Genomic DNA, 20523 nt, shown 5'->3' with positions numbered 1-20523 from the left:
TGAGCTACATGATCAGGTTCGTCCAAGTTTGCGGCGGGACAATGTTGTGACCTTGACTTTATTATGGCGAAGGGTGGAAGTTTTGGGGCATATCAAAGCGTAAGGACAAGCGGTTATACCCTTGTTTGCGCTCGTACTTGATATCGTTGGCAATTTGGCGAATCAGAAACCAGCCAAACCCACCCTCGGGTAGTTCCTGCAGGCAGGTATCTACATCTGCGGGCTCTCCCAAGGGGACTTTGCCGCCGGGCAACGGATTCCCGGTATCGGAAACAAGGATATCCAGGCGATCCTGTGTTTGACGACAGTTTATTCGAACCTGAGCCGGCTCGACGCCAGCATATGCGTGTTCCACTACATTGTTGATTGCTTCGGTCAGGGCAATTCGAACCTCGCCTGCATGCTCTTCGGAAAGCCCAAGGGAACGAAAATGGGCAGCTAGCGCTGATATTCCGGCGCTGGCTTCGGTCTCGGTGGCAAGAAACGCCAGCTCAAAAAAATTTCCGTCGGACGCGCGCTTCAAAACGTTTGCCTCCGGCTATCGGGATACTGCTGCTTCTGCCAAGGCGCTGTCCAGGTTGGGAAAAAGGACAAAAACCGTATCCATGCGCGTCAAACGAAAGACCTTTTCTACCATCGGCGACAGTCCGACCAGATCCAGACGGCGTTCGCCCCCAAGTTGCTTCATTGAGGCCACAATGGCACCCAACCCGCTGGAATCTATAAATTCGACGGCAGTCAGATCAAGGATCACATACTCTGCGCCACTTTCCGTCTCGTTGCGCATATCTTCTTTGAACTGGATCGCCATCGCCGCATCAATACGATCCGCGTGCACGGTGATCACCTGAACGTTTCCCGCCGCAGTGCTGGTTAGCCCCATACCTGCCCCCTAAAAAGCGAAATCCTTGCGTAGAAATACGCTAGACGTCAAATCTTACCATTCGGTATTCAAGTCCCTGGATCAGGAGGAATATCTAAAATGAAGGCTGTTGTTATTACTGGGGCTGCACGGACACCTATGGGCGGGTTTCAGGGTATGTTTGGCGGCGTTTCCGCCGCCGATCTTGGGGGGGCTGCGATCCGCGCCGCTCTGCAAGGTGCGGGGGCATGTACAGTGGATGAGGTTCTGATGGGTTGCGTTTTGCCCGCTGGGCAAGGGCAGGCCCCGGCACGGCAAGCAGGCTTTGCTGGCGGTCTGGGCGAAGAGGTGCCCGCGACTACGCTCAACAAGATGTGCGGGTCGGGTATGAAGGCGGCCATGATGGCTTTTGACCGGATCGCGCTGGGACACGCCGATACAATGATCGCGGGTGGGATGGAAAGCATGACCAATGCACCATATCTTCTGCCCAAAATGCGTGGTGGTGCCCGGATTGGCCACGGACAGGTTGTGGATCACATGTTCCTTGATGGCCTCGAGGATGCCTATGACAAGGGCCGCCTGATGGGAACTTTCGCCGAGGATTGCGCTGAAACCTATCAGTTCACCCGTGAGGCGCAGGACGAATATGCGCTTCAATCCCTCTCCAACGCGCTAAAGGCCCAGGATAACGGGGCATTCAATGGCGAAATCACCGCCGTGACTGTGAAAACGCGCAATGGAGAAGTGATTTGCGACGCCGACGAACAGCCAAAATCCGCGCGTCCGGACAAGATACCCTCTCTGAAACCGGCCTTCCGCTCGGACGGTACTGTGACGGCTGCGAATTCATCGTCCATCTCTGATGGGGCTGCCGCACTGGTTCTGGCTTCTGCCGAGGCGGCCGAGGCTCAAGGCTTGGCCGTGCGGGCCCGTATTGTTGGGCATGCAAGCCATGCTCAGGCGCCGGGTCTTTTCACCACCGCACCCGTACCGGCTGCGAAGAAGCTTCTCGATCGCATCGGCTGGAACAAGGACGATGTTGATCTGTGGGAAGTCAACGAGGCTTTTGCCGTCGTTCCCATGGCCTTCATGAGAGAAATGGGCTTGCCGCGTGAAATCATAAACGTAAACGGCGGCGCCTGCGCCTTGGGGCACCCGATTGGGGCCTCGGGAGCACGCATAATCGTGACGCTTCTGAACGCGTTGGAGAAACGAAACCTCAAACGCGGGGTGGCAGCTATATGCATTGGTGGTGGTGAAGGCACGGCCATCGCCGTTGAGCGCATTTGACCATTCATCTTTTTCCAAATATTCCGGGGGCAACGCCCCCGGCATTGTTGAAAGAAAACAATCATGAACGCCGACTACGCCTCTCTTGCAAAAACCATCGCCGCCCTCACCGAAGGCGAAACCGATGAAGTGGCGCTGATGGCCACCGTCGCCTGTGAGGTGCATCATGCCGACGACCGCTTCGATTGGACGGGATTTTATCGTGTTACGGAACCTAAACTGCTCAAGATTGGCCCTTATCAGGGCGGCCATGGCTGTCTTGCCATTCCTTTCGATCGTGGCGTTTGCGGTGCCGCAGCGCGGACTGGAGAAGTGCTTATAGTTCCCGATGTAGATGCCTTCCCCGGGCATATTGCATGCGCATCTTCGACCCGGTCCGAGTTGGTTTTGCCGGTGCGCAACGGAAGCGGTGAAGTCATCGCGGTTTTTGATATCGACAGTGATCAGCCAGATGCGTTTACGACAAAAGATGCCGAGGCCCTGTCATCGATCCTGTCTCGGGTTTTTTCTCGTTCGTAAGTCACGCTGCCAACCAGTGTCAGGGAAAAAAAGGCGGCTTACCTTCGGTTAACCAGACATATCCCACCACCTGTGCGGCAACGATCGCAATCAGCCAAACTGTGAACCTACGTTTGCGGCTCTTGTGGCGGAAAACCCATCTTCCCAAAACCGCCCCAGGGCTACCACCGATCACCGCCAGCCATAACAGAGTGCGCTCGGAAATACGCTTGCGACGGCCTGCGCGCAATTTGTCCCAGCCGAAGGCCAGTAAGGTCAACAGGTTGACGGCCCATAGATACATCACTGCAATCCACATTAGGCGGACATAGCCAATCGGGCCCCGGCCATCAAATGAAAAATCTCTTGGAAATTTCACGAACCTGCGGCATCGTGAAAAAGTGAGTAGAAATTTCACGAGATTCGGAGCGGTTTTTTGAACACGCAAGCCCGTCACAGCGCCACACTCGGGGCCGATATCCGCGCCTTGCGCAAGGCGCGTGGCTTGACGCTGACCGAGATCGCGAGGCGTCTTAACCGTTCGGTTGGTTGGCTCAGCCAGGTAGAGCGCGACAAGTCCGAACCTTCGATCTCGGATCTGCGCCAGATTGCGGCATGTCTAGGCGTGCCGATGTCGATGCTTTTCGCCCATTCCGCGGCACTTAAAGACGAGCAGGGATATGTCGTCCGCGCCGGGTCGCGCCGCCCGATGGGTTCTGGTGAGGAAGGGCTGATCGAAGAACTGCTTTCTCCTGATCTGACAGATGACTTTGAAATGGTGCATTCGACCTTCCGGCCCCGTTCGCGGATGCAGACCCCAGCCAACCGGCCAACGCAGGAGGTCGGATATATGGTTTCGGGTCGGCTGGATCTGATTATCGGCAACCGCGCCTTTACCGTTGGTCCCGGCGACAGCTTCCGGATCAAACATGAACCCTATCAATGGGCCAATCCCTATGACGAACCCGCCGTGGCCGTCTGGGTCATCGCCCCACCGGTGTATTGATGAGTTTCGATGCTTGGACGGTATTTGCACTGTTCTGGGTGGTCTTTGTCACCACACCGGGGCCGAATGCGGTCAATTGCATCTCAAACGGAATGAGTCTGCCTTTCGTAAAGGCAATGCTTGGTGTGCTTGCAATCCTGACTCAGGCCAGTGCTTTTCTGATCCTGTCGGCGCTTGGAGTGACCGCGCTTATCGCGGCATCTCCGACCGGTTTTTTTGTCGCCAAACTGATCGGAGCCGGTTTTCTGATATGGCTAGGGGTGCGGGGCTGGATGACTGCCAAAACGCCCGTTCGCGCAGACGAACGCCCGGCTCGCCACGTCTATATACATGCGCTGGCAATTGCCACGATCAACCCAAAAAGCGTAGCGGGATACCTGGCGGCTTTTTCGCAGTTCGTTCAACCGGATGTACCGATCTGGCAGCAAATGGTGGTCATCGTACCCACTGCTCTGGCGATAACCACCCTCAGCTATACCGGCTTTACCCTGTTGGGCGCTCTGATGGGCAAGGCCGCCATTGGTGCCGTCTTTAACGTCTGGGTGCGCCGGATCATGGCCACCTGTTTCATCATCTATGGTGTGTTGCTGGGGACCAGTGCCGCGCCTGCAGCTAGAGGATAACGCAATGCAAACTGGCTCCTGCTTGTGCGGCTCGGTTTCCTTCAACATCGACGGAGAGCTTTCCCCGCCTTCGGTTTGCCATTGCAGTCAGTGCCGCAAGCAGTCAGGGCATGTCTGGGCATCGACCTCGACGCATCAAGATAACTTGACGTTCAGCATTTCCCACGCACTCGGCTGGTTCCGCGCATCGGATACCGCAAAACGCGGGTTCTGCAGTAAATGCGGTACGTTCCTCTTCTGGCAGCACAATGACGAGGACACGATTTCGATCTCGATGGGTGCGCTGGACGCGCCCACCGGGCTTGTCCTCGCGCGGCACATCTTTGTGGCCGACAAAGGGGATTATTACGACATCACGGACAACTTGCCTCAACAGGCGCAATGACAGGGACTTAGAACTATGAGTGATTTTCCGACGAAAGCCCGCGTGGTCATCATAGGTGGCGGTGTTGTGGGGACCTCCTCGCTTTACCATCTGGCCAAGAAAGGTTGGACTGACTGCGTTCTGCTCGAAAAAAACGAGTTGACCGCCGGGTCTACATGGCATGCCGCCGGGAACGTACCGACGTTTTCGACCTCCTGGGCGATCATGAATATGCAACGCTACTCGACAGAGCTGTATTCGCGCTTGGGTGAAGAAGTCGATTATCCGATGAACTATCATGTAACTGGGTCTATCCGGTTGGCGCACAGCAAGGAGCGGATGCAGGAGTTCCAGCGCGCCGCTGCCATGGGTCGGTATCAGGGTATGGATATCGAGATCCTCAGCCCGGAAGAAACCAAGGCGCGGTATCCTTTCCTCGAAACCCATGACATTGTAGGCTCGCTCTATGATCCGCATGACGGTGACATCGATCCCGCTCAGCTGACGCAGGCGCTGGCCAAGGGCGCGCGCGACATGGGTGCAAGAATTTTGCGTTTCACCCCGGCCACTGGCGTTACGCAGAACAATGATGGCTCATGGATGGTGCACACTGAAAAAGGCGACATCGCTTGTGATTATGTGGTGAACGCCGCTGGTTACTATGCCCAGCGAGTGGGCGAGTGGTTCAAACCCTATGGCGGGCGCACTGTGCCCATGATGGTGATGAGCCACCAGTACCTGCTAAGTGAAGAGATTTCTGAGATCGAGGCCTATACAAAGGAGTCTGGGAAAAAGCTGCCGTTGCTGCGCGACGTGGATATCTCCTACTACCTGAGGCAGGAAAAGAACGGTTTCAACCTCGGTCCATATGAACCCAATTGCAAGGGGCACTGGATGTCTGAGGACGACCCGATGCCCGAAGACTTCTCGTTTCAGCTATGGAATGACGACCTTGACCGGATCGAGGATATCGTAACCGATGCAATGGAACGCGTTCCGGCGCTTGGCACGGCAGGTGTATCCCGTGTGATTAATGGCCCCATTCCATATGCTCCGGATGGCCTGCCGCTGATTGGCCCGATGCCGGGAGTCAAAAACGCCTTCGAGGCCTGCGTGTTCACCTTTGGCATCGCTCAAGGTGGCGGTGCTGGTAAGGTATTGGCCGAATGGATCGTCGATGGTCACACCGAATGGGACATGTGGGCCGTCGACCCACGTCGTTACACGGACTATACTGATCAGAACTACTGCAACCAGAAGGGCCTGGAAGTCTATGGCAACGAATACGCCATGCATTTCCCGTATCACGAATGGCCCGCTGGGCGTGACAAGAAACTCAGCCCGGTTCATGCAAGGGTGAAAGACCTTGGTGGTGTGATGGGGGCGTTCAACGGATGGGAACGCGCCAATTGGTTTGCGCAGCCGGGTGACGATATCTCACTTGAATCAACCCGCACTTGGGGACGCTCCGGCCCGTGGGCGCAACGCATCAAGGAAGAATGCGAGGCCGTGCGCGACTCTGTCGGGGTACTCGATCTTCCGGGGTTTTCCCGCTTCAATCTCGAAGGCACAGGTGCGGCGGACTACCTGCGGGGCTTGATCACAGGTGGCCTTCCGAAAGTCGGCCGGATGAACCTAGTCTATTTCTCGGATAGCCGGGGCCGCATTTTGACGGAAATGTCCTGTATGCGCCATTCCGAGGACCACTTCACCATGATCACCGCGGGTGCAGCCCAATGGCATGATTTCGAGTTGCTGAAAGGCAACTTGCCTGCGGGAGTCAGTCTGACCGACCATACTCGTGACTGGGGAACCATGATCGTGAGCGGCCCGAAAGCTCGGGACCTACTGGAGCAAATTGGGGCCAAAGCGGATCTGTCCATGGGTTGGCTGACGCATCAGGATGCAGTTTTGGCCGGGCAACCCTGCCGTCTGGTTCGTGTTTCCTTTGCTGGCGAATTGGGATGGGAGGTGCATTGCCTCAATGAGAACCAGCCCGCCATTTATGAGGCTATCCTTGGTGCGGGAGCCAAACCGTTTGGCATGTACGCTCTGAACTCGCTGCGCGTCGAAAAAGGGTACAGGGCGTGGAAAGGTGATCTGTCCACCGACTACTCGTTGCTCGAGGGAGGTCTTGAACGGTTCGTGAAACTCGACAAGCCACAGGACTTCGTTGGCAAGGCTGCAATCCAGAATGAAAAACAGCAAGGGGTAAGTAAAAGCTTCGTGACCCTGATCGTGGAAGCGGATGACGCAGATGCACCGTATATGTCCTGCATCTGGCACGACGGTCAGATCGTAGGGGAAACCACATCAGGGGCCTGGGGCTATCGAGTGAATGCCTCGATTGCCTTGGGTATGGTTCGCTCTGAACTTGCGGTGCCCGGGACCGAGCTTGAGGTGGAAATCTATGGCCAGAAATGCCGCGCCGTGGTTCAGGAAGACCAACCACTTTGGGACCCTGCCAACGAACGGTTGCGCGCCTGATGTGCTAATGTCGGCTCACCAAGACATAGGAGAGAATGATGACCCGGCGCATGCAAGGTATATATCTCACCCGGCACGGTGGGCCAGAGGCGTTGGAATGGCGCGATGATATATCTGTCCCGACCCCCGGGCCGGGACAGGTTCTTGTACGCGTCGCCGCAGCGGCGGTGAACAATACCGATATCAACACGAGGGTGGGTTGGTATTCTTCGAACGTAACCGGGGCCACCAACGAAGTGAACCAAGAAGTCGAGGAAGGTGGATGGGGAGGAGCGTTGAACTTTCCTCGCATTCAGGGCGGTGATCTATGCGGCATCGTCGAGGAAGTCGGTCCTGGTGCAGAGCGATTTCGCGCTGGGCAACGCGTTACATGCCCGGTCAACCTTCCGCGCCCCCGTCCCGGTGCGCCTTGGGGTTATATCGCGCTGGGTTCTGAAATAGACGGAGCATTTGCTGAATATTGCCTCGTCGAGTCTGATGACCTGTATGACGTCTCGGGCTCTCCGCTGACGGATGTCGAGATTGCGGCGATCCCATGTGCGTTCGGCACGGCGGAGAACTTGCTGACCCGCGCTGGCGTCACGGCGGGACATAAGGTCTTGGTCACCGGCGCATCAGGTGGTGTCGGCCTCGCCGCCGTGCAACTTGCTGCTCTTCGGGGTGCCACAGTATGTGGCGTGACCAGTCCGGCCAAGGCCCGCATTGTCAGGGACCAGGGCGCTGCAGAGACTCTCGACCGCGATAGCGCTTTGCCGAATGACACGTTCGAAGTGGTGATCGACGTTGTTGGTGGCCCTGCCTGGCCCGGACTAATTCTGTCCCTAAAACCGGGTGGGCACTATGCTGTATCGGGTGCGATCGCTGGGCCGATTGTCGAAGCGGATTTGCGCGACATCTATCTGCGCGACATCACCATTCATGGCTGCACGCATCAGGCGCCTGAAGTCTTTGGACGTCTCGTTTCGCTCATGAATGAAGGTCGGATTAGGCCGGTTGTTTCAAAAACCTATCCTCTGCGTGACATCCTCCAGGCGCAGGAGGAATTTCAATCCAAATCCCTTCCCGGAAAAATTGTTCTCATTCCATAAAGAGGTCAATCATGGCTGAAATAACGCTTCTGGACGGATCCATTGGTCAAGAACTGGTCAAGCGCAGCGGTAACCGGGCAACTCCGCTTTGGTCCACGCGTGTGATGATCGATCATCCGAACCTGGTAGGTGATGTACATGCTGATTATTTCAGGCGCGGTGCGACTGTGGCGACAACCAACACATACGCAGTCCACCGTTCGCGTCTTGTCCGCGTCGGATTGGAGGATCAGATGCCGGCACTGATCAACACAGCTTTGACGCAGGCAGAACGTGCGCGCGATGTCACGGGCAGTCGTATAGCTGGTTCGCTGGGACCATTGCTGGCCTCATATCGCCCTGATCTGAACCCTGATCCTGCCGAGGCAGCAGAGAAGTTCAGAGAACTGGTGGTGCTTATGTCGAAACGTGTCGATCTTTTTCTGATCGAAACCGTATCTTCGGTTCAAGAGGCCGATGGTGCGCTACGCGGAACACATGAATGCGGAAAACCGGTCTGGCTGGCGCTCACAGTCATGGATGATGATGGCACCCGCCTGCGCTCAGGCGAACCACTGGGCAATATTGCCCCGCTGGTCGCGCGGTTCGACCCTGAAGCCGTCCTGATCAACTGTTCGCCTCCCGAGGCTATCGCGGCAGCGCTAGATATCCTCAAGACGATGGGAAAGCCATACGGGGCCTACGCCAACGGGTTTACCCGCATCTCTGAAGGATTCCTGAAAGATGAACCAACAGTGGATGCACTGGAACAGCGCCAGGACCTAGACCCGGCGGCCTATGCCGAACTCGCAATGGGCTGGATCGTGCAAGGCGCCACGATTGTCGGTGGTTGCTGTGAGGTCGGCCCGGATCATATCGAAGCACTAGCTCACCGCCTCCGCGCTGCGGGCCACAAGATTGCGTGAGGGCAGGCTTGTGACAGCCAGACCGGCAAGACGAAAAGACAATACGGTCCCCAAAAAATGGAAGATCGACATCGTCGTTGCGGACGGCTTTGTATTGATCGAAGTGGCGGGGATTGTCGACGTCATAAGAATTGCTAATCGCGTTTGCCCGCAACCTCCATTTCAATGGGCCTATAGATCACTGGATGGCGGTGTCGTGCGCAGTCGATCCGATGCGTTTGTCGAGACGACGCCGATCCCAACCCAGCCAGATGCCGACTATGTTTTCGTCATCGGAAACTCCGATCCGGACAATCCCGCGCTTTCTCTGACACGGGTGATTTCGGGTTACACATATCGCGGAGCGCAGGTCTTTCTTCTGGCGGAGGCCGCCAGCCGGTATATCAAGGACAAAGGGGCGCAGGATCACGCGACCCACTGGGAGAACGCATCGTTTTTGAGCGAACGTGGCAGCGGGTTTGTCGCCAAGTATTCCATCGCCACCGAACATGGGCCCGTTGTCACCTGCGCTGGTATGGGGTCGACCGTGGATATCGCCTTGGCCTTGATTGGTCGCCATGTTTCGGGAGCGGCCAAAATGACGGTCGCGAACGTGATGCTGCACGAACATATTCGCGACTTCGGCTCGATGCAGCCATATTCCGGTGTCCGGACGAGCGAAACAGGTGACAGTAAACTGGATCAGGCTCTGGAGATCATGCAAGCCAATATCGAAGAACCGGTACCGATCAACGAAATTGTTGCTGCGCTGGACCTGTCGAACCGATCTCTTGAACGCAAGTTCAGAACCTATTTGGGGGCGACACCGAACGGGTACTACAGGGAATTGCGTCTTGCCAAGGCCAACAATCTGCTGCTGAACACGACGATGAGCATCCATGAAATCGGGCTGGCTTGTGGGTTCCCCAACGGTTTTTCGGCGGTCTACAAAAGCGTTTTTGGCATTACGCCCTTTGCCATGCGCAGCAAACGGCGCGCTGGCGAAGCAGGGTGATTTTCCCGATTGTTCTGACGTTTTTGGTGGATTTCTTGCCGTCTTTAAATGGCAAGATGCGGTTAAATCAGAATCGGAGTCTTTGAAAATGGCTGACCTTCCCAACAAGGCCCGCGTGGTCATCATCGGTGGTGGTGTGATCGGATGTTCGGTGGCCTATCACCTGACCAAGATAGGCTGGAAGGACGTCGTACTGCTGGAACGCAAGCAGTTGACGTCCGGAACAACTTGGCACGCGGCCGGCCTGATTGCACAGCTGCGCCCGTCGTCGAACATGACCAAGTTGGCCAAATATACGCAGGAACTTTATGGCAGGATCAGCGAAGAAACCGGGGTGGAAACCGGGTTCCGGCGCACAGGATCGATTAACGTGGCCCTGACCAAAGAGCGCCGCGAAGAACTGTTCCGCACGGCGGCTATGGCACGGGCATTCGGCGTTGAAGTGCATGAACTGACCACGGTAGAGGTCAAGGCGAAATACGAATACCTCAACACCGATGACGTGACCGGGGGTGTTTTTCTTCCGCTGGACGGGCAAGGCGATCCGGCCAATATCGCGTTGGCGATGGCCAAGGGCGCACGTCAGAATGGGGCGTTGATCAAGGAGCGCGTCAAGGTAACCGGTATCAAACGGCACAACCGCCGCGTGACCGGAGTGGACTGGGCATCGGATGATGGTACGGAGCAGGGTCACATCGAATGTGATCACATTGTCAACTGTGCTGGTATGTGGGGTCGTGAAGTTGGCAAAATGGCCGGTGTGAACGTTCCGCTGCATGCCTGTGAACATTTCTATATCGTGACCGAAGCGATTCCGGGTCTTAAACAGATGCCTGTGCTGAGGGTGGCGGATGAATGCGCCTATTACAAGGAAGACGCAGGCAAGATCCTTTTGGGCGCGTTTGAACCAAAGTCCAAACCCTGGGGTATGGACGGCATTCCCGACAGCTTTGAGTTCGACCAGCTTCCCGAAGACTTCGACCATTTCGAGCCGATCCTGGAAGCGGCCTGTAACCGGATGCCGATGCTGGCCGAGGCAGGCATCCATACTTTCTTCAACGGTCCGGAATCCTTTACCCCCGATGATGCTTACCACTTGGGCCTTGCGCCCGAGATGGACAATGTCTGGGTCGCCGCCGGTTTCAACTCTATTGGTATCCAGTCGGCGGGCGGCGCGGGCATGGCATTGGCGCAGTGGATGGAAGATGGTGAAAAACCGTTTGATCTGGGCGATGTGGATATCGGGCGAATGCACCCGTTCCAGGGCAACAAGCACTATCTCTTCGAGCGCTCCAAGGAAACGTTGGGACTGCTTTATGCCGATCACTTCCCCTATCGTCAGATGGCGACGGCTCGAGGGGTGCGGCGCACGCCGTTTCATCATCACCTCAAGGAACAAGGCGCCGTTTTCGGCGAAATCGGCGGATGGGAGCGCGCCAACTGGTTCGCGAAAGAAGGGCAGGAACGCGAATACCGGTATAGCTGGAAGCGGCAGAACTGGTTTGAGAACTCGGCGGCTGAACATCGTGCGGTGCGCGAGAACGTGGGCATGTATGACATGACCTCGTTCGGAAAACTGCGGGTCGAGGGGCCGGACGCCGAGGCGTTTCTGAACAATATCTGCGGCGCGAACTTGAGCGTACCGGTCGGCAAGATCGTCTATACCCAATTCCTCAACACTCGTGGTGGGATCGAGGCGGATGTGACGATCACTCGCCTGTCAGAAACAGCCTTTCTGGTTGTGACCCCGGCTGTAACCCGGTTGGCCGATGAAACGCGTATGCGCCGCCTAGTGGGGGATCACCGCTTGGTCATCACCGATGTCACCAGCACCGAAGGCGTGCTGGCGGTCATGGGGCCGAATTCGCGCGAGTTGCTGAAAAAAGTTTCGCCCAACGACTTTTCCAACGCGGTCAATCCGTTCGGAACCGCGCAACAGATCGAGATCGGTATGGGGATCGCCCGCGCGCACCGGGTTTCTTATGTGGGCGAACTGGGGTGGGAGCTTTATATTCCGACGGAATTTTCGGGTCACGTGTTCGAAACCTTGTGGGAGGCGGGTGAAGATTTGGGCCTGAAACTGTGCGGCATGCACATGATGGACAGCTGCCGCATCGAAAAGGCGTTCCGCCATTTCGGCCACGACATTACCTGCGAAGACAACGTGATCGATGCGGGGCTGGGGTTTGCGGTCGATCTGTCGAAACCTGATTTCATAGGCAAGGCAGCAGTGGCCGAGCGCAAGGAGAGCGGACCGAATTTCCTTATGGTGCAATTTAAACTGACCGATCCCGAGCCTCTTCTGTTCCACAACGAACCTATCGTGCGGGATGGCGAATATATTGGCTATCTGAGTTCGGGTAACTATGGTCACGCACTGGGTGCGGCCATCGGTATGGGCTATGTGCCCTGCCGCGGTGAAAAGGCGGCGGATATTCTCGCCTCGACATACGAGATCGACGTGTGCGGGACCAAGGTCAAGGCCGAGGCTTCGCTCAAGCCGATGTATGATCCCAAATCCGAGCGTGTGAAAGCCTGATCAAACAGAAATTCGAACAACAAAGCCGGGGTTTATGCCCCGGCTATTGCGTGTTCCTAGGTAGTGGTTACATCAGGTCATTTTCCACATCCTCTGCGGAAATACCCAACGCATCCAACCCATTTTCAAGGTGGTCCGACAGATGTGGGGTGCCGATCAGGTAGTCGGCGCATGGTGTAGAAGCTTCAGCCCTGGCAGTCGCGACAGCCTCTGCCAGATCTTCAGCAAAAAAACTCTCGCGACCGATCCACATGATCGCGACCAGCTCGGCCTGTTCATCCTCGCTCATCCGGTCGATAAATGCGCGCAATTCGCCTTCAGCGCGCCCCAATTCCCGCCCCATCAGGGCTACTTGCGCCACTTTTCTGGGCGAAATCTCCAGCATTTTCCGTACTCCTCTGTCCGCTTGGTTGTGTCCATCACAATCAAACCAAGGGCATCCCGTCTTTGATCTTAAGCAAACAGGGGGGCACGGCTTCACTGTGCGTCTGTTATGGCGGACACCTCAGATTAGGCCGTTTAACCTTGTGTCGCCTCATTCACCGGACGCATGACCGCAATCATTTCGGCCACTTTAAAGCCGAATTTACGGAATTGCGACCGGTTCATGAGTGCGCCGCTCGGAGTCAAATACATCCAGTCCACAACATCCAGCACATGCCCCCCAGCGTTATCGGTTAGGCGTATGCGGTATTTCAAATGCGCTGCCGAACCTTTTTGCACGCCGCGACCTGTGCCAAGCAAATCATCGGCAGAGGCTATGATTTCTCCATTTTTGCCGAGGGTCAGGTTCCACACACGTGTAAGCGCATTTCCGGTGTCAAAAAGAAATCGTTCTTCCAGCCGGCCATTGTCGCCCTGCCATTCTGCATGAAAGTCACCGGTGAACCGTGAAACCACACGTCCCATAGGGCCATAAATCACGCCCTCGCAAGCTATAGGACCATTCAGGATCCTTCGAATGTCAATTTGTTTGAAATCCTGATCATAGTCGTCGGGCCGCTGAGCGGTAAAACTCCAACGTCGCCGCACCATGAGACCTGCCAAAACTACGGAAACCACGCCAAGCAAGAACATCAATAGTGAGGCCATATTTCAACTATCCCATCTCGCGCCCTTGGGCGCACTATTCGCGACTTACATCGGGGCTGAGCGGTGCTGGTTGCGTCCGGAATCCTGCGCCTTTGAACCAGAGTTTCAATGCCTGCCAGTGGATCAGCGCTAGAACCCGCCGCGCCCCGAACGGTCGCCGAACGAAAGCCCACAGTACGGCTCGGTTGGTCAGGATTCGCCGGTGTCCGGTCAGCGTCGCGACTAGCCCTCCCTTTTCGCGGCCATAGTCGATCCGGACACCGACGCGATCCTTTTGCAGTTCGAATTGAAATGTGTATTCGCCCTCACGTGGCTGAAAGGGTGAGACGTGCAGCATCTTTCTTGCGCTCAGTCGATCCGAAGGCCCGATCTCAGACAGGTCGGGCTTGTGACAAATATAGCTATGACGCGTTCCAAAGGTATTGGTGACTTCGGCGACGACCGCAAACAGCTTGCTGTTCGCATCGAAGCAGAACCAGAAGCTGACCGGATTAAAACCATGCCCCAGTACACGAGGCTGCGTGAGCAGCGCGAGATGTGAAGGCTGCGTGATTTGGAACTCTGAGAAAAGCCTCCGCAGCCATTTTGCCCCATGGCCTTTGCCGGGGGAGCCACCATGATCAATATCCCGGACGCTCATCAGGTTGAAGGCATCGCGCGAAAACAAAAGAGGCGCTGAACTATCCGTCTCTGGGTCGAACATCACGAAATCAAGCGAATAGCGAAAGGAGTTTTCGACCCTTCCCTTGCGGCCATGAAATGTGTGCGCCGCGATATGTTCTATCGCGCTCATTCGGCCGCTACCCGAAAAGTGTTGGAACGGTTGATTGCCTCGACCACGTCAACTGCGCTGGCAAGACCATCCTCATGAAAACCGTTTCGCATCCAGGCACCGCAAAACCAAGTTGCGTTGGCGCCGTTGAACCTGCCAATGTCCTGTTGAGCGTGCAAGGCGGCGAGATCAAATATCGGGTGCCGGAACACCGCTTCATCATAGATCAATTCGTCACGGATCCGGTGCCGCGAGTTCAAAGTAACGAACATCGGGTCATCCCAAGGGATCGGTTGCAGTGAATTCATCCAATAAGTGATGTCGACCCGGTTGGATTGGGGCATGGCGTCCTCGGTGTGTACCCAACTCGCCCAACACTTGCGCCTTTTCGGCATGACCCCCGGGTCGGCGTGAAGGACAACGTCGTTGCTTTGATATTTGATGGCACCGAGTGCAGAACGCTCCTGAGGTGAAGCATCTTCAAGCAGCAAGAGGGTGTCGTCAGAATGGGTTGCGAACACGACATCATCAAACTGCTCCCATTCATCGGCCACTGCCTTTACCTGCGGACCGCATGAGGTTCGGCGCACAGCGTTGATTGACGCGCCCGTTCGAACCTTTACTCCCTTACGGCGCATCGCTGCCTCAAGCCGACGCACATATTCGACCGATCCTCCCTTTACCGTGTACCACCTATGATCACGCCAGTTGTCGAGCAGCAGGTGGTTATCGAAAAACCGGATCAGGGCATGGGCGGGAAAGTCCAGCATTTTTTCCTTGGGCGACGACCAGATCGCCCCTGAAAACGGTTCGAGATAGTAGGATCTGAACCATTCTCCGGTTTTCAAATGGTTGAGCAGGTCGCGCACGGTGATCGAATGATTTTTAGAAAACTGCAGGGCTCGTGCGTTGAACCGGAACAGATCCCGCACCATTCGCAAAAAATTTGGCTGTACCAGATTGCGCCGCTGAGCAAACAGGGCGTCCGCACCGTGCAGCGCGTACTCGATGGCGCCTCCCTTGGCTGAAACACCAAAACTCATACGACTTTCAGCTATGGGAACGTCCAGCCTTTCGAACAATGAGACGAGATGCGGATACGTAACCTTGTTGAACACGATAAAGCCGGTATCGACCGGTTGATCGCCATGTTTTCCTGCAATTTTCGTGCGCGCGTGTCCACCTAAGCGCCTCTCGGATTCGAAGAGAGTCACTCTGTGGCTGTCAGCCAACAGGTTTGCGGCGCCCATGCCGGAAATGCCTCCGCCGATGACGGCAATCTTGCGGGCTACCGCATCTCTTTGTTCGAATGGCATCCAGGCCTCCGTTTGTTCTCTACTCACACTACGCAGCTCGGGCAGGATTGGATGAAAAAAAACTTTTCCGGCCTTTGATCCAATTTAAGTTTCTTAGCGTATCAAAGGTATGTTTGACGAAACCGGCTTACTTCTGGAAGATAGAGCAACCGACGCGTTGCCGGACGCTGCGCGGCGTCCGAGAAGAATTGAGCTGACAAGAAGGAAGCCGGTGAACAAAACGCAGCAAGTGTGCGACACACAAGGCGATTGGGTCGCCCATGTCCGTCGGATCAGAGAAGCCCGGGATGAAAGGGCGTTTGCCGAACTGTTTGCGTATTTTGCTCCACGAGTGAAAGCGTTCCTGATCCGATCCGGATCGGATCAAACCGTGGCCGAAGAGTGTGCGCAGGAAGTGATGGCGACGCTGTGGCACAAGGCACACCTGTTTGATCCGTCGCGTGCGTCGGTGGCGACATGGGTTTTCACAATCGCAAGAAACAAGCGTATCGATTTCTTGCGCAAACAACGACGACCCGAGCCCGAAGAACTGACTTGGGGGCCGGAAGCGGAACCGAATCAGGATGAGGTTGTAGCGTTGCAGCAGGAAACTGCACAATTGCGCAATGCCATGCGCACCTTGCCCGGCGCTCAGCGTGAACTGGTTGAAAAGGCCTATTTTGGCGACCTGAGCCACCGCGAAATTGCCCTTCAGACAGGTCTGCCGCTGGGAACAATCAAATCGCGAATTAGGTTGGCGTTGGAACGCCTGCGGCACGCCATGCAATGAGATGACGATGGAAACGATAAAACACCACCTGACGGAAGATTTACTCATGGCCTATTCGGCCGGGGTGTTGCCCGAGGCGTTCAGCCTGATGGCGGCGACACACTTGTCATTGTGTGACCATTGCCGCGCACAAGCCGAAAGCTTTGATGCGGTAGGCGGGACCGTGCTTGAAAATCAAGACGATACAGCGCCCATGTCCAGTACCTCTCTGGAGGCGACGATGGCACTGATCAAAAATGGAGTCCCCGAGCTTTCGAAAGCCCCCTTGAAATGCGGCGTTCTTCCCTCGCCTTTGCAGGACTATGTGGGAGGCGGCATAGATGCCGTGCGGTGGAAACCTGTTGGAATGGGTGTGAAACAGGCGATTTTGCCGACCTCAAGCGAAGCGTCAGCGCGTTTGTTGTTCATCCCCGCTGGGGCCGCAGTTCCGGATCATGGCCACAGAGGCACCGAGCTGACGATGGTGTTGCAGGGTGCGTTCTCAGACGAAGTCGACCGGTTTGCGCGCGGTGATGTGGAAATCGCGGATCAGGGCCTTGAACATATGCCGGTGGCCGATATCAGCGACGACTGCATCTGTTTGGCCGTAACCGACGCCCCGCTCCGGTTCACCAGCCTGATCCCTCGACTGATCCAACCCTTCCTGCGGATATGAGGTCGCGCGCGTTACAACTCTGATTTGCTCAAGGGTACGACTGTTCCCTTATTTTCCAGAGCCAGTTCTTCAAAATCGAAATTGTCCAGACGCTGCGCCCGTCGTCCGGCTTTTTCCGCGCTGATCTTTATCTCGGCTACATCCTTGGCGGCCTGACCAAAATGTCGGTCCAGATTGGAAACACGGTCGCCCAGCCGCTCGACATCCTTGTGCAGCATGCCCAGTTCCTTGCGAATTGCACCGGCTTGTTCACGCATCCGGGCATCTTTCAGGATCGCCCGCATCGTGTTCAGCGTTGCCATGCAAGTGGTCGGAGAAACGATCCAGACGCGTTTGGAAAAGCTGTCCTGTACCAGTTCAGGAAACTTGGCGTGCAGTTCGGCATAAACCGCCTCGGATGGCAGGAACATCAACGCGCCATCCGCAGTTTCGCCGTCCAGAATGTATTTCTCGGCAATATCGGCAATATGTTTGCGCACAGTGCTGCGGAACATCTGAATCGCTGATTTCAGTTCGATGTCATTGGTGGCTCCGATGAGAGCTTCATAAGCTTCCAGTGGGAACTTGCTGTCGATCACGATAGGGCCGGGTGGGTTCGGCAGACGGATCATACAGTCGGCACGCCGGCCATTCGAAAGCGTGGCCTGCAGCACATAGCTGTCCGAAGGTAGAGCTTTTGATACGATATCGTTGAGTTGAATCTCTCCGAACGCGCCGCGCGTCTGTTTGTTCGAAAGAATGTCCTGCAGGGTCAGCACATCGCCCGAAAGCCGGGTGATGTTGTCCTGCGCCTTGTCGATCACGGCGAGGCGTTCCTGAAGCTGAGTCAGCGAGGTCGCGGTTTGCTTGGAGGACCCGTGCAGTGTTTCCTTCATCCGTTCCTGCATCTCGGCCAGCGCGCGGGCCGATTTCATTGCGTTATCCGCGAGTCTGTCGTTCATGTGCTGCTGCACCGAGGACAGGCGCGCTTCGACCGATTGGATGACCTGAACCTGCGCATTGGCTTGCGTGTCCGAAACATGTTGCAGTCCACCCCGCAGTTGTTCCTGTCCCAGGCTCAATTGCTGCACATTCTGACCGAGATGGGCCAGTTGCTGCGCCAATGGTTCAGCCATTCGCGCTGAGCGGCTTGAAGCACGTAGCGACAGGAGAAGGAGTAACAGGATTAGAGAAGTAATCCCACCAACGGCAAGGACGACAGGATCGTTCAGTGAATAGCTGGTGCCTGCAATATCGATCATTTGGCCCTGGTTGTTCTTGTTTTGTTTCTACTTGTTCTATTGTTGGTTGTGGCCTGCGTCAACTGCGTCCGAAGAGCCGCTCGATGTCGCTGAGTTTCAACTCGACGTATGTGGGTCGTCCGTGATTGCATTGGCCTGAATAGGGCGTCGCCTCCATCTCACGCAACAGAGCGTTCATCTCCTCGGCTCGCATTCTACGGCCAGAACGTACAGAGCCGTGACAGGCGACGCGGGACAGAATCGCCTCGATTCGGGCCTGAACGGTTTGGGATTCGCCCTGATCGGAAAGCTCATCGAGGATATCGAGGACCATGGCGCGGGCATCCACCTTGCCCAGAATGGCGGGTGTTTCACGCACAGCGACGGCGGAGCCGCCAAAAGGTTCAATGACCAGGCCAAGGCGGGCCAAGTCGTTGGTGATCTCCATCAAGCGAGCGCTGGCGCTAGTTGAAAGTTCCACAATTTCGGGAATCAAAAGGACCTGTGCGGCGACACCGCTTTCCGCCATCTGGCGCTTGAGTTTTTCGTAAACCAGCCGTTCATGTGCTGCATGCTGGTCTACAATAACGATCCCGTCGGCGGTTTGGGCGATTATATAGTTCTCATGGACCTGCCCGCGGGCAGCCCCGAGTGGCAGTTGTTCCTGAGCGGTCTCTGGCTCATCCGTCCGATGCGCAGCTTCGTTTGGTGCGCGTTCGACAACCTGGCCACTATACGTGTTTGCAAATTCAGCGAATCCCGGCGCCTGCGCACAATATGCGGCCTGCCGCGCAGCAGGAGACGGGCGGTCCATTTGATATACACGCGCCGGAGTGGAGTAAGTTTGTTCAGGCTTCATTGCCCCGAGAGTTGCTCCGGCGACCGTGGTCGAAGCCCGATGCCCCGCCTCTGCCAAAGCGTGGCGCAGCGCGGAAACAATCAAGCCGCGCGCGATGCCGGGGTCGCGAAAGCGAACCTCAGATTTCGCAGGGTGGACGTTCACATCGACCAGTGTGGGGTCGCAATCAATGAACAGAGCTGCAGCGGGATGGCGGTCGCGGCTGAGGAAATCGAAATAGGCTGCCCTTAGCGCACCGGTAAGCACCTTGTCCCGCACGGGGCGACCGTTGACAAACAGATATTGTGCCACGGCCGCACCGCGCGAATAGGTCGGCAGGGCGGCATAACCATAAAGGCGGATCTCGTCGCGAGAAGCATTGATCCGGAGCGCGTTTTCAGCAAACTCACGTCCCATCACATTCGCCAGGCGCGCATGCAGGGCATCGAACAGATCGCCGTTCTCGCCGTCAGCCCGAAAGACTAGCCGCCCTTCGCCACCTCCTGATACGTCTCGGAGAGCAAAGGTAATCGCAGGCTCGGCCATGGCAAGGCGCTTAACAATGTCCAGGATCGCCTGCGCTTCTGCCCGGTCGGTGCGCATGAACTTCAAACGGGCGGGGGTGGCGAAAAACAGATCGCGCAATTCCACTACCGTACCCGAGCGCAGGGCCGCCGGTTTCACCGCTTCCATCTTGCCGCCCGACACGCGGATCGAAGCCGCTTCTTCACCCGGCACCCGGCTGGTGATTGTCAGACGTCCGACCGCGCCAAGGGAGGGCAGGGCCTCGCCCCGAAATCCGAATGTATGGATGTTGAGCAGGTCCGAGCCATCAATCTTAGAGGTCGCATGTCGCGCCAGCGCAAGCGGCAGGTCCGTCGAGGCGATACCGCAGCCGTCATCGGTCACGCGAATCAACGTTTTGCCGCCGTCCGCAATGTCTATGGCAACTCGACCGGCGCCAGCGTCGATCGCATTTTCGATCAACTCCTTGACGGCCGATGCCGGACGCTCGACAACTTCCCCCGCAGCAATACGGTTGATCGCTGCTTCATCCAGTTGCCGAATGACGGGACGAATTTCGCTGATATTGGGGTTCGATTGTGCCATACCCCTAAACCTAGCATGAGATTGTTCGATTCTGCCACTGGATTCGAAGTTAAAGAACACATACGCCCGACCGCAACGGATCGCTTTCGCCA

At 56.4% G+C, this 20523-nt stretch carries 21 protein-coding genes; 12 read left to right on the top strand and 9 right to left on the bottom strand.

Annotated elements, in window-relative coordinates; genetic code table 11:
- Positions 1-61: 61 nt before the first annotated feature.
- The gene (locus AC2FMY_RS08355) at positions 62-523 is read right to left on the bottom strand and encodes an ATP-binding protein (RefSeq protein ID WP_496746181.1); all 462 of its coding nucleotides are present in this window, start codon (positions 521-523) and stop codon (positions 62-64) included.
- 15 nt (positions 524-538) lie between these two features.
- Positions 539-883, bottom strand: a complete 345-nt coding sequence (locus tag AC2FMY_RS08350) for an STAS domain-containing protein (RefSeq protein ID WP_480750324.1) — start codon at positions 881-883, stop codon at positions 539-541.
- 99 nt (positions 884-982) lie between these two features.
- Here AC2FMY_RS08350 and AC2FMY_RS08345 point away from each other — a divergent pair, with 99 nt between their 5' ends.
- Positions 983-2155, top strand: coding sequence for a thiolase family protein (locus AC2FMY_RS08345; protein WP_496746180.1), 1173 nt, complete (start codon positions 983-985; stop codon positions 2153-2155).
- Between the two features lie 63 nt (positions 2156-2218).
- Positions 2219-2674: a GAF domain-containing protein gene (locus tag AC2FMY_RS08340; protein WP_480750320.1), complete on the top strand. Its 456-nt coding sequence runs from the start codon at positions 2219-2221 to the stop codon at positions 2672-2674.
- Positions 2675-2693: 19 nt separating this feature from the next.
- Here the strand turns inward: AC2FMY_RS08340 and AC2FMY_RS08335 are convergent, their stop codons facing one another.
- On the bottom strand, positions 2694-3071 hold the full coding sequence (locus tag AC2FMY_RS08335) for a DUF1294 domain-containing protein (RefSeq protein ID WP_496807228.1): 378 nt from the start codon (positions 3069-3071) through the stop codon (positions 2694-2696).
- Between the two features lie 18 nt (positions 3072-3089).
- On the opposite strand from AC2FMY_RS08335, the gene AC2FMY_RS08330 reads away from it, so the two are divergent.
- The 8 genes from AC2FMY_RS08330 to AC2FMY_RS08295 all read left to right on the top strand — a co-directional run bounded on the left by AC2FMY_RS08330 (position 3090) and on the right by AC2FMY_RS08295 (position 12659).
- Positions 3090-3659 carry a helix-turn-helix domain-containing protein gene (locus tag AC2FMY_RS08330; protein WP_480750317.1) on the top strand — a complete coding sequence of 190 codons (570 nt, stop codon included), beginning with the start codon at positions 3090-3092 and terminating at the stop codon, positions 3657-3659.
- Positions 3659-4282 (top strand): LysE family translocator, encoded by a 624-nt coding sequence (locus AC2FMY_RS08325; protein WP_480750315.1) that lies wholly within the window; start codon positions 3659-3661, stop codon positions 4280-4282. The genes AC2FMY_RS08330 and AC2FMY_RS08325 overlap by 1 nt, the downstream gene beginning before the upstream one ends.
- Positions 4283-4286: 4 nt before the next feature.
- Entirely contained in the window at positions 4287-4667 is a 381-nt protein-coding gene (locus AC2FMY_RS08320) for a GFA family protein (RefSeq protein WP_496746176.1), read from the top strand.
- Between the two features lie 15 nt (positions 4668-4682).
- The gene (locus AC2FMY_RS08315) at positions 4683-7133 is read left to right on the top strand and encodes a GcvT family protein (protein ID WP_496807227.1); all 2451 of its coding nucleotides are present in this window, start codon (positions 4683-4685) and stop codon (positions 7131-7133) included.
- Positions 7134-7171: 38 nt separating this feature from the next.
- The gene (locus AC2FMY_RS08310; protein ID WP_480750312.1) at positions 7172-8221 is read left to right on the top strand and encodes an alcohol dehydrogenase catalytic domain-containing protein; all 1050 of its coding nucleotides are present in this window, start codon (positions 7172-7174) and stop codon (positions 8219-8221) included.
- A gap of 11 nt (positions 8222-8232) precedes the next feature.
- Positions 8233-9126, top strand: a complete 894-nt coding sequence (locus tag AC2FMY_RS08305) for a homocysteine S-methyltransferase family protein (protein ID WP_480750311.1) — start codon at positions 8233-8235, stop codon at positions 9124-9126.
- 10 nt (positions 9127-9136) lie between these two features.
- Positions 9137-10120 (top strand): GlxA family transcriptional regulator, encoded by a 984-nt coding sequence (locus AC2FMY_RS08300; RefSeq protein ID WP_496746171.1) that lies wholly within the window; start codon positions 9137-9139, stop codon positions 10118-10120.
- A gap of 88 nt (positions 10121-10208) precedes the next feature.
- Positions 10209-12659 carry a GcvT family protein gene (locus tag AC2FMY_RS08295; RefSeq protein WP_496807226.1) on the top strand — a complete coding sequence of 817 codons (2451 nt, stop codon included), beginning with the start codon at positions 10209-10211 and terminating at the stop codon, positions 12657-12659.
- Positions 12660-12726: 67 nt separating this feature from the next.
- Here AC2FMY_RS08295 and AC2FMY_RS08290 read toward each other — a convergent pair whose 3' ends face one another.
- From AC2FMY_RS08290 to AC2FMY_RS08275, 4 genes are all read right to left on the bottom strand, one after another.
- Positions 12727-13044, bottom strand: a complete 318-nt coding sequence (locus AC2FMY_RS08290; protein ID WP_480750308.1) for a DUF3775 domain-containing protein — start codon at positions 13042-13044, stop codon at positions 12727-12729.
- Between the two features lie 134 nt (positions 13045-13178).
- Positions 13179-13751 carry a DUF3833 family protein gene (locus AC2FMY_RS08285; protein ID WP_496746167.1) on the bottom strand — a complete coding sequence of 191 codons (573 nt, stop codon included), beginning with the start codon at positions 13749-13751 and terminating at the stop codon, positions 13179-13181.
- A 34-nt stretch (positions 13752-13785) separates the two neighbouring features.
- On the bottom strand, positions 13786-14544 hold the full coding sequence (locus AC2FMY_RS08280; RefSeq protein WP_480750306.1) for a DUF1365 domain-containing protein: 759 nt from the start codon (positions 14542-14544) through the stop codon (positions 13786-13788).
- A complete protein-coding gene (locus tag AC2FMY_RS08275; RefSeq protein WP_480750305.1) occupies positions 14541-15839 on the bottom strand; it encodes an NAD(P)/FAD-dependent oxidoreductase in 1299 nt (432 codons plus the stop codon). Before AC2FMY_RS08275 ends, AC2FMY_RS08280 begins: the two co-directional genes overlap by 4 nt.
- Positions 15840-15948: 109 nt before the next feature.
- On the opposite strand from AC2FMY_RS08275, the gene AC2FMY_RS08270 reads away from it, so the two are divergent.
- Together AC2FMY_RS08270 and AC2FMY_RS08265 are read left to right on the top strand one after the other, a co-directional pair.
- Positions 15949-16608 (top strand): sigma-70 family RNA polymerase sigma factor, encoded by a 660-nt coding sequence (locus tag AC2FMY_RS08270; RefSeq protein WP_480750304.1) that lies wholly within the window; start codon positions 15949-15951, stop codon positions 16606-16608.
- Position 16609: 1 nt separating this feature from the next.
- Positions 16610-17263, top strand: coding sequence for a ChrR family anti-sigma-E factor (locus AC2FMY_RS08265; RefSeq protein ID WP_496746163.1), 654 nt, complete (start codon positions 16610-16612; stop codon positions 17261-17263).
- Positions 17264-17274: 11 nt separating this feature from the next.
- Here the strand turns inward: AC2FMY_RS08265 and AC2FMY_RS08260 are convergent, their stop codons facing one another.
- Positions 17275-18504: a DNA recombination protein RmuC gene (locus AC2FMY_RS08260; protein WP_480750302.1), complete on the bottom strand. Its 1230-nt coding sequence runs from the start codon at positions 18502-18504 to the stop codon at positions 17275-17277.
- A gap of 58 nt (positions 18505-18562) precedes the next feature.
- Positions 18563-20431, bottom strand: coding sequence for a DNA mismatch repair endonuclease MutL (gene mutL / locus AC2FMY_RS08255; RefSeq protein ID WP_496746161.1), 1869 nt, complete (start codon positions 20429-20431; stop codon positions 18563-18565).
- Between the last annotated feature and the right edge of the window lie 92 nt (positions 20432-20523).

Source organism: Ruegeria sp. YKSE079 (assembly GCF_059612845.1).
The sequence above is the reverse complement of the archived record's forward strand: the minus strand, read 5'-3'. Positions and strand labels throughout refer to the sequence as shown.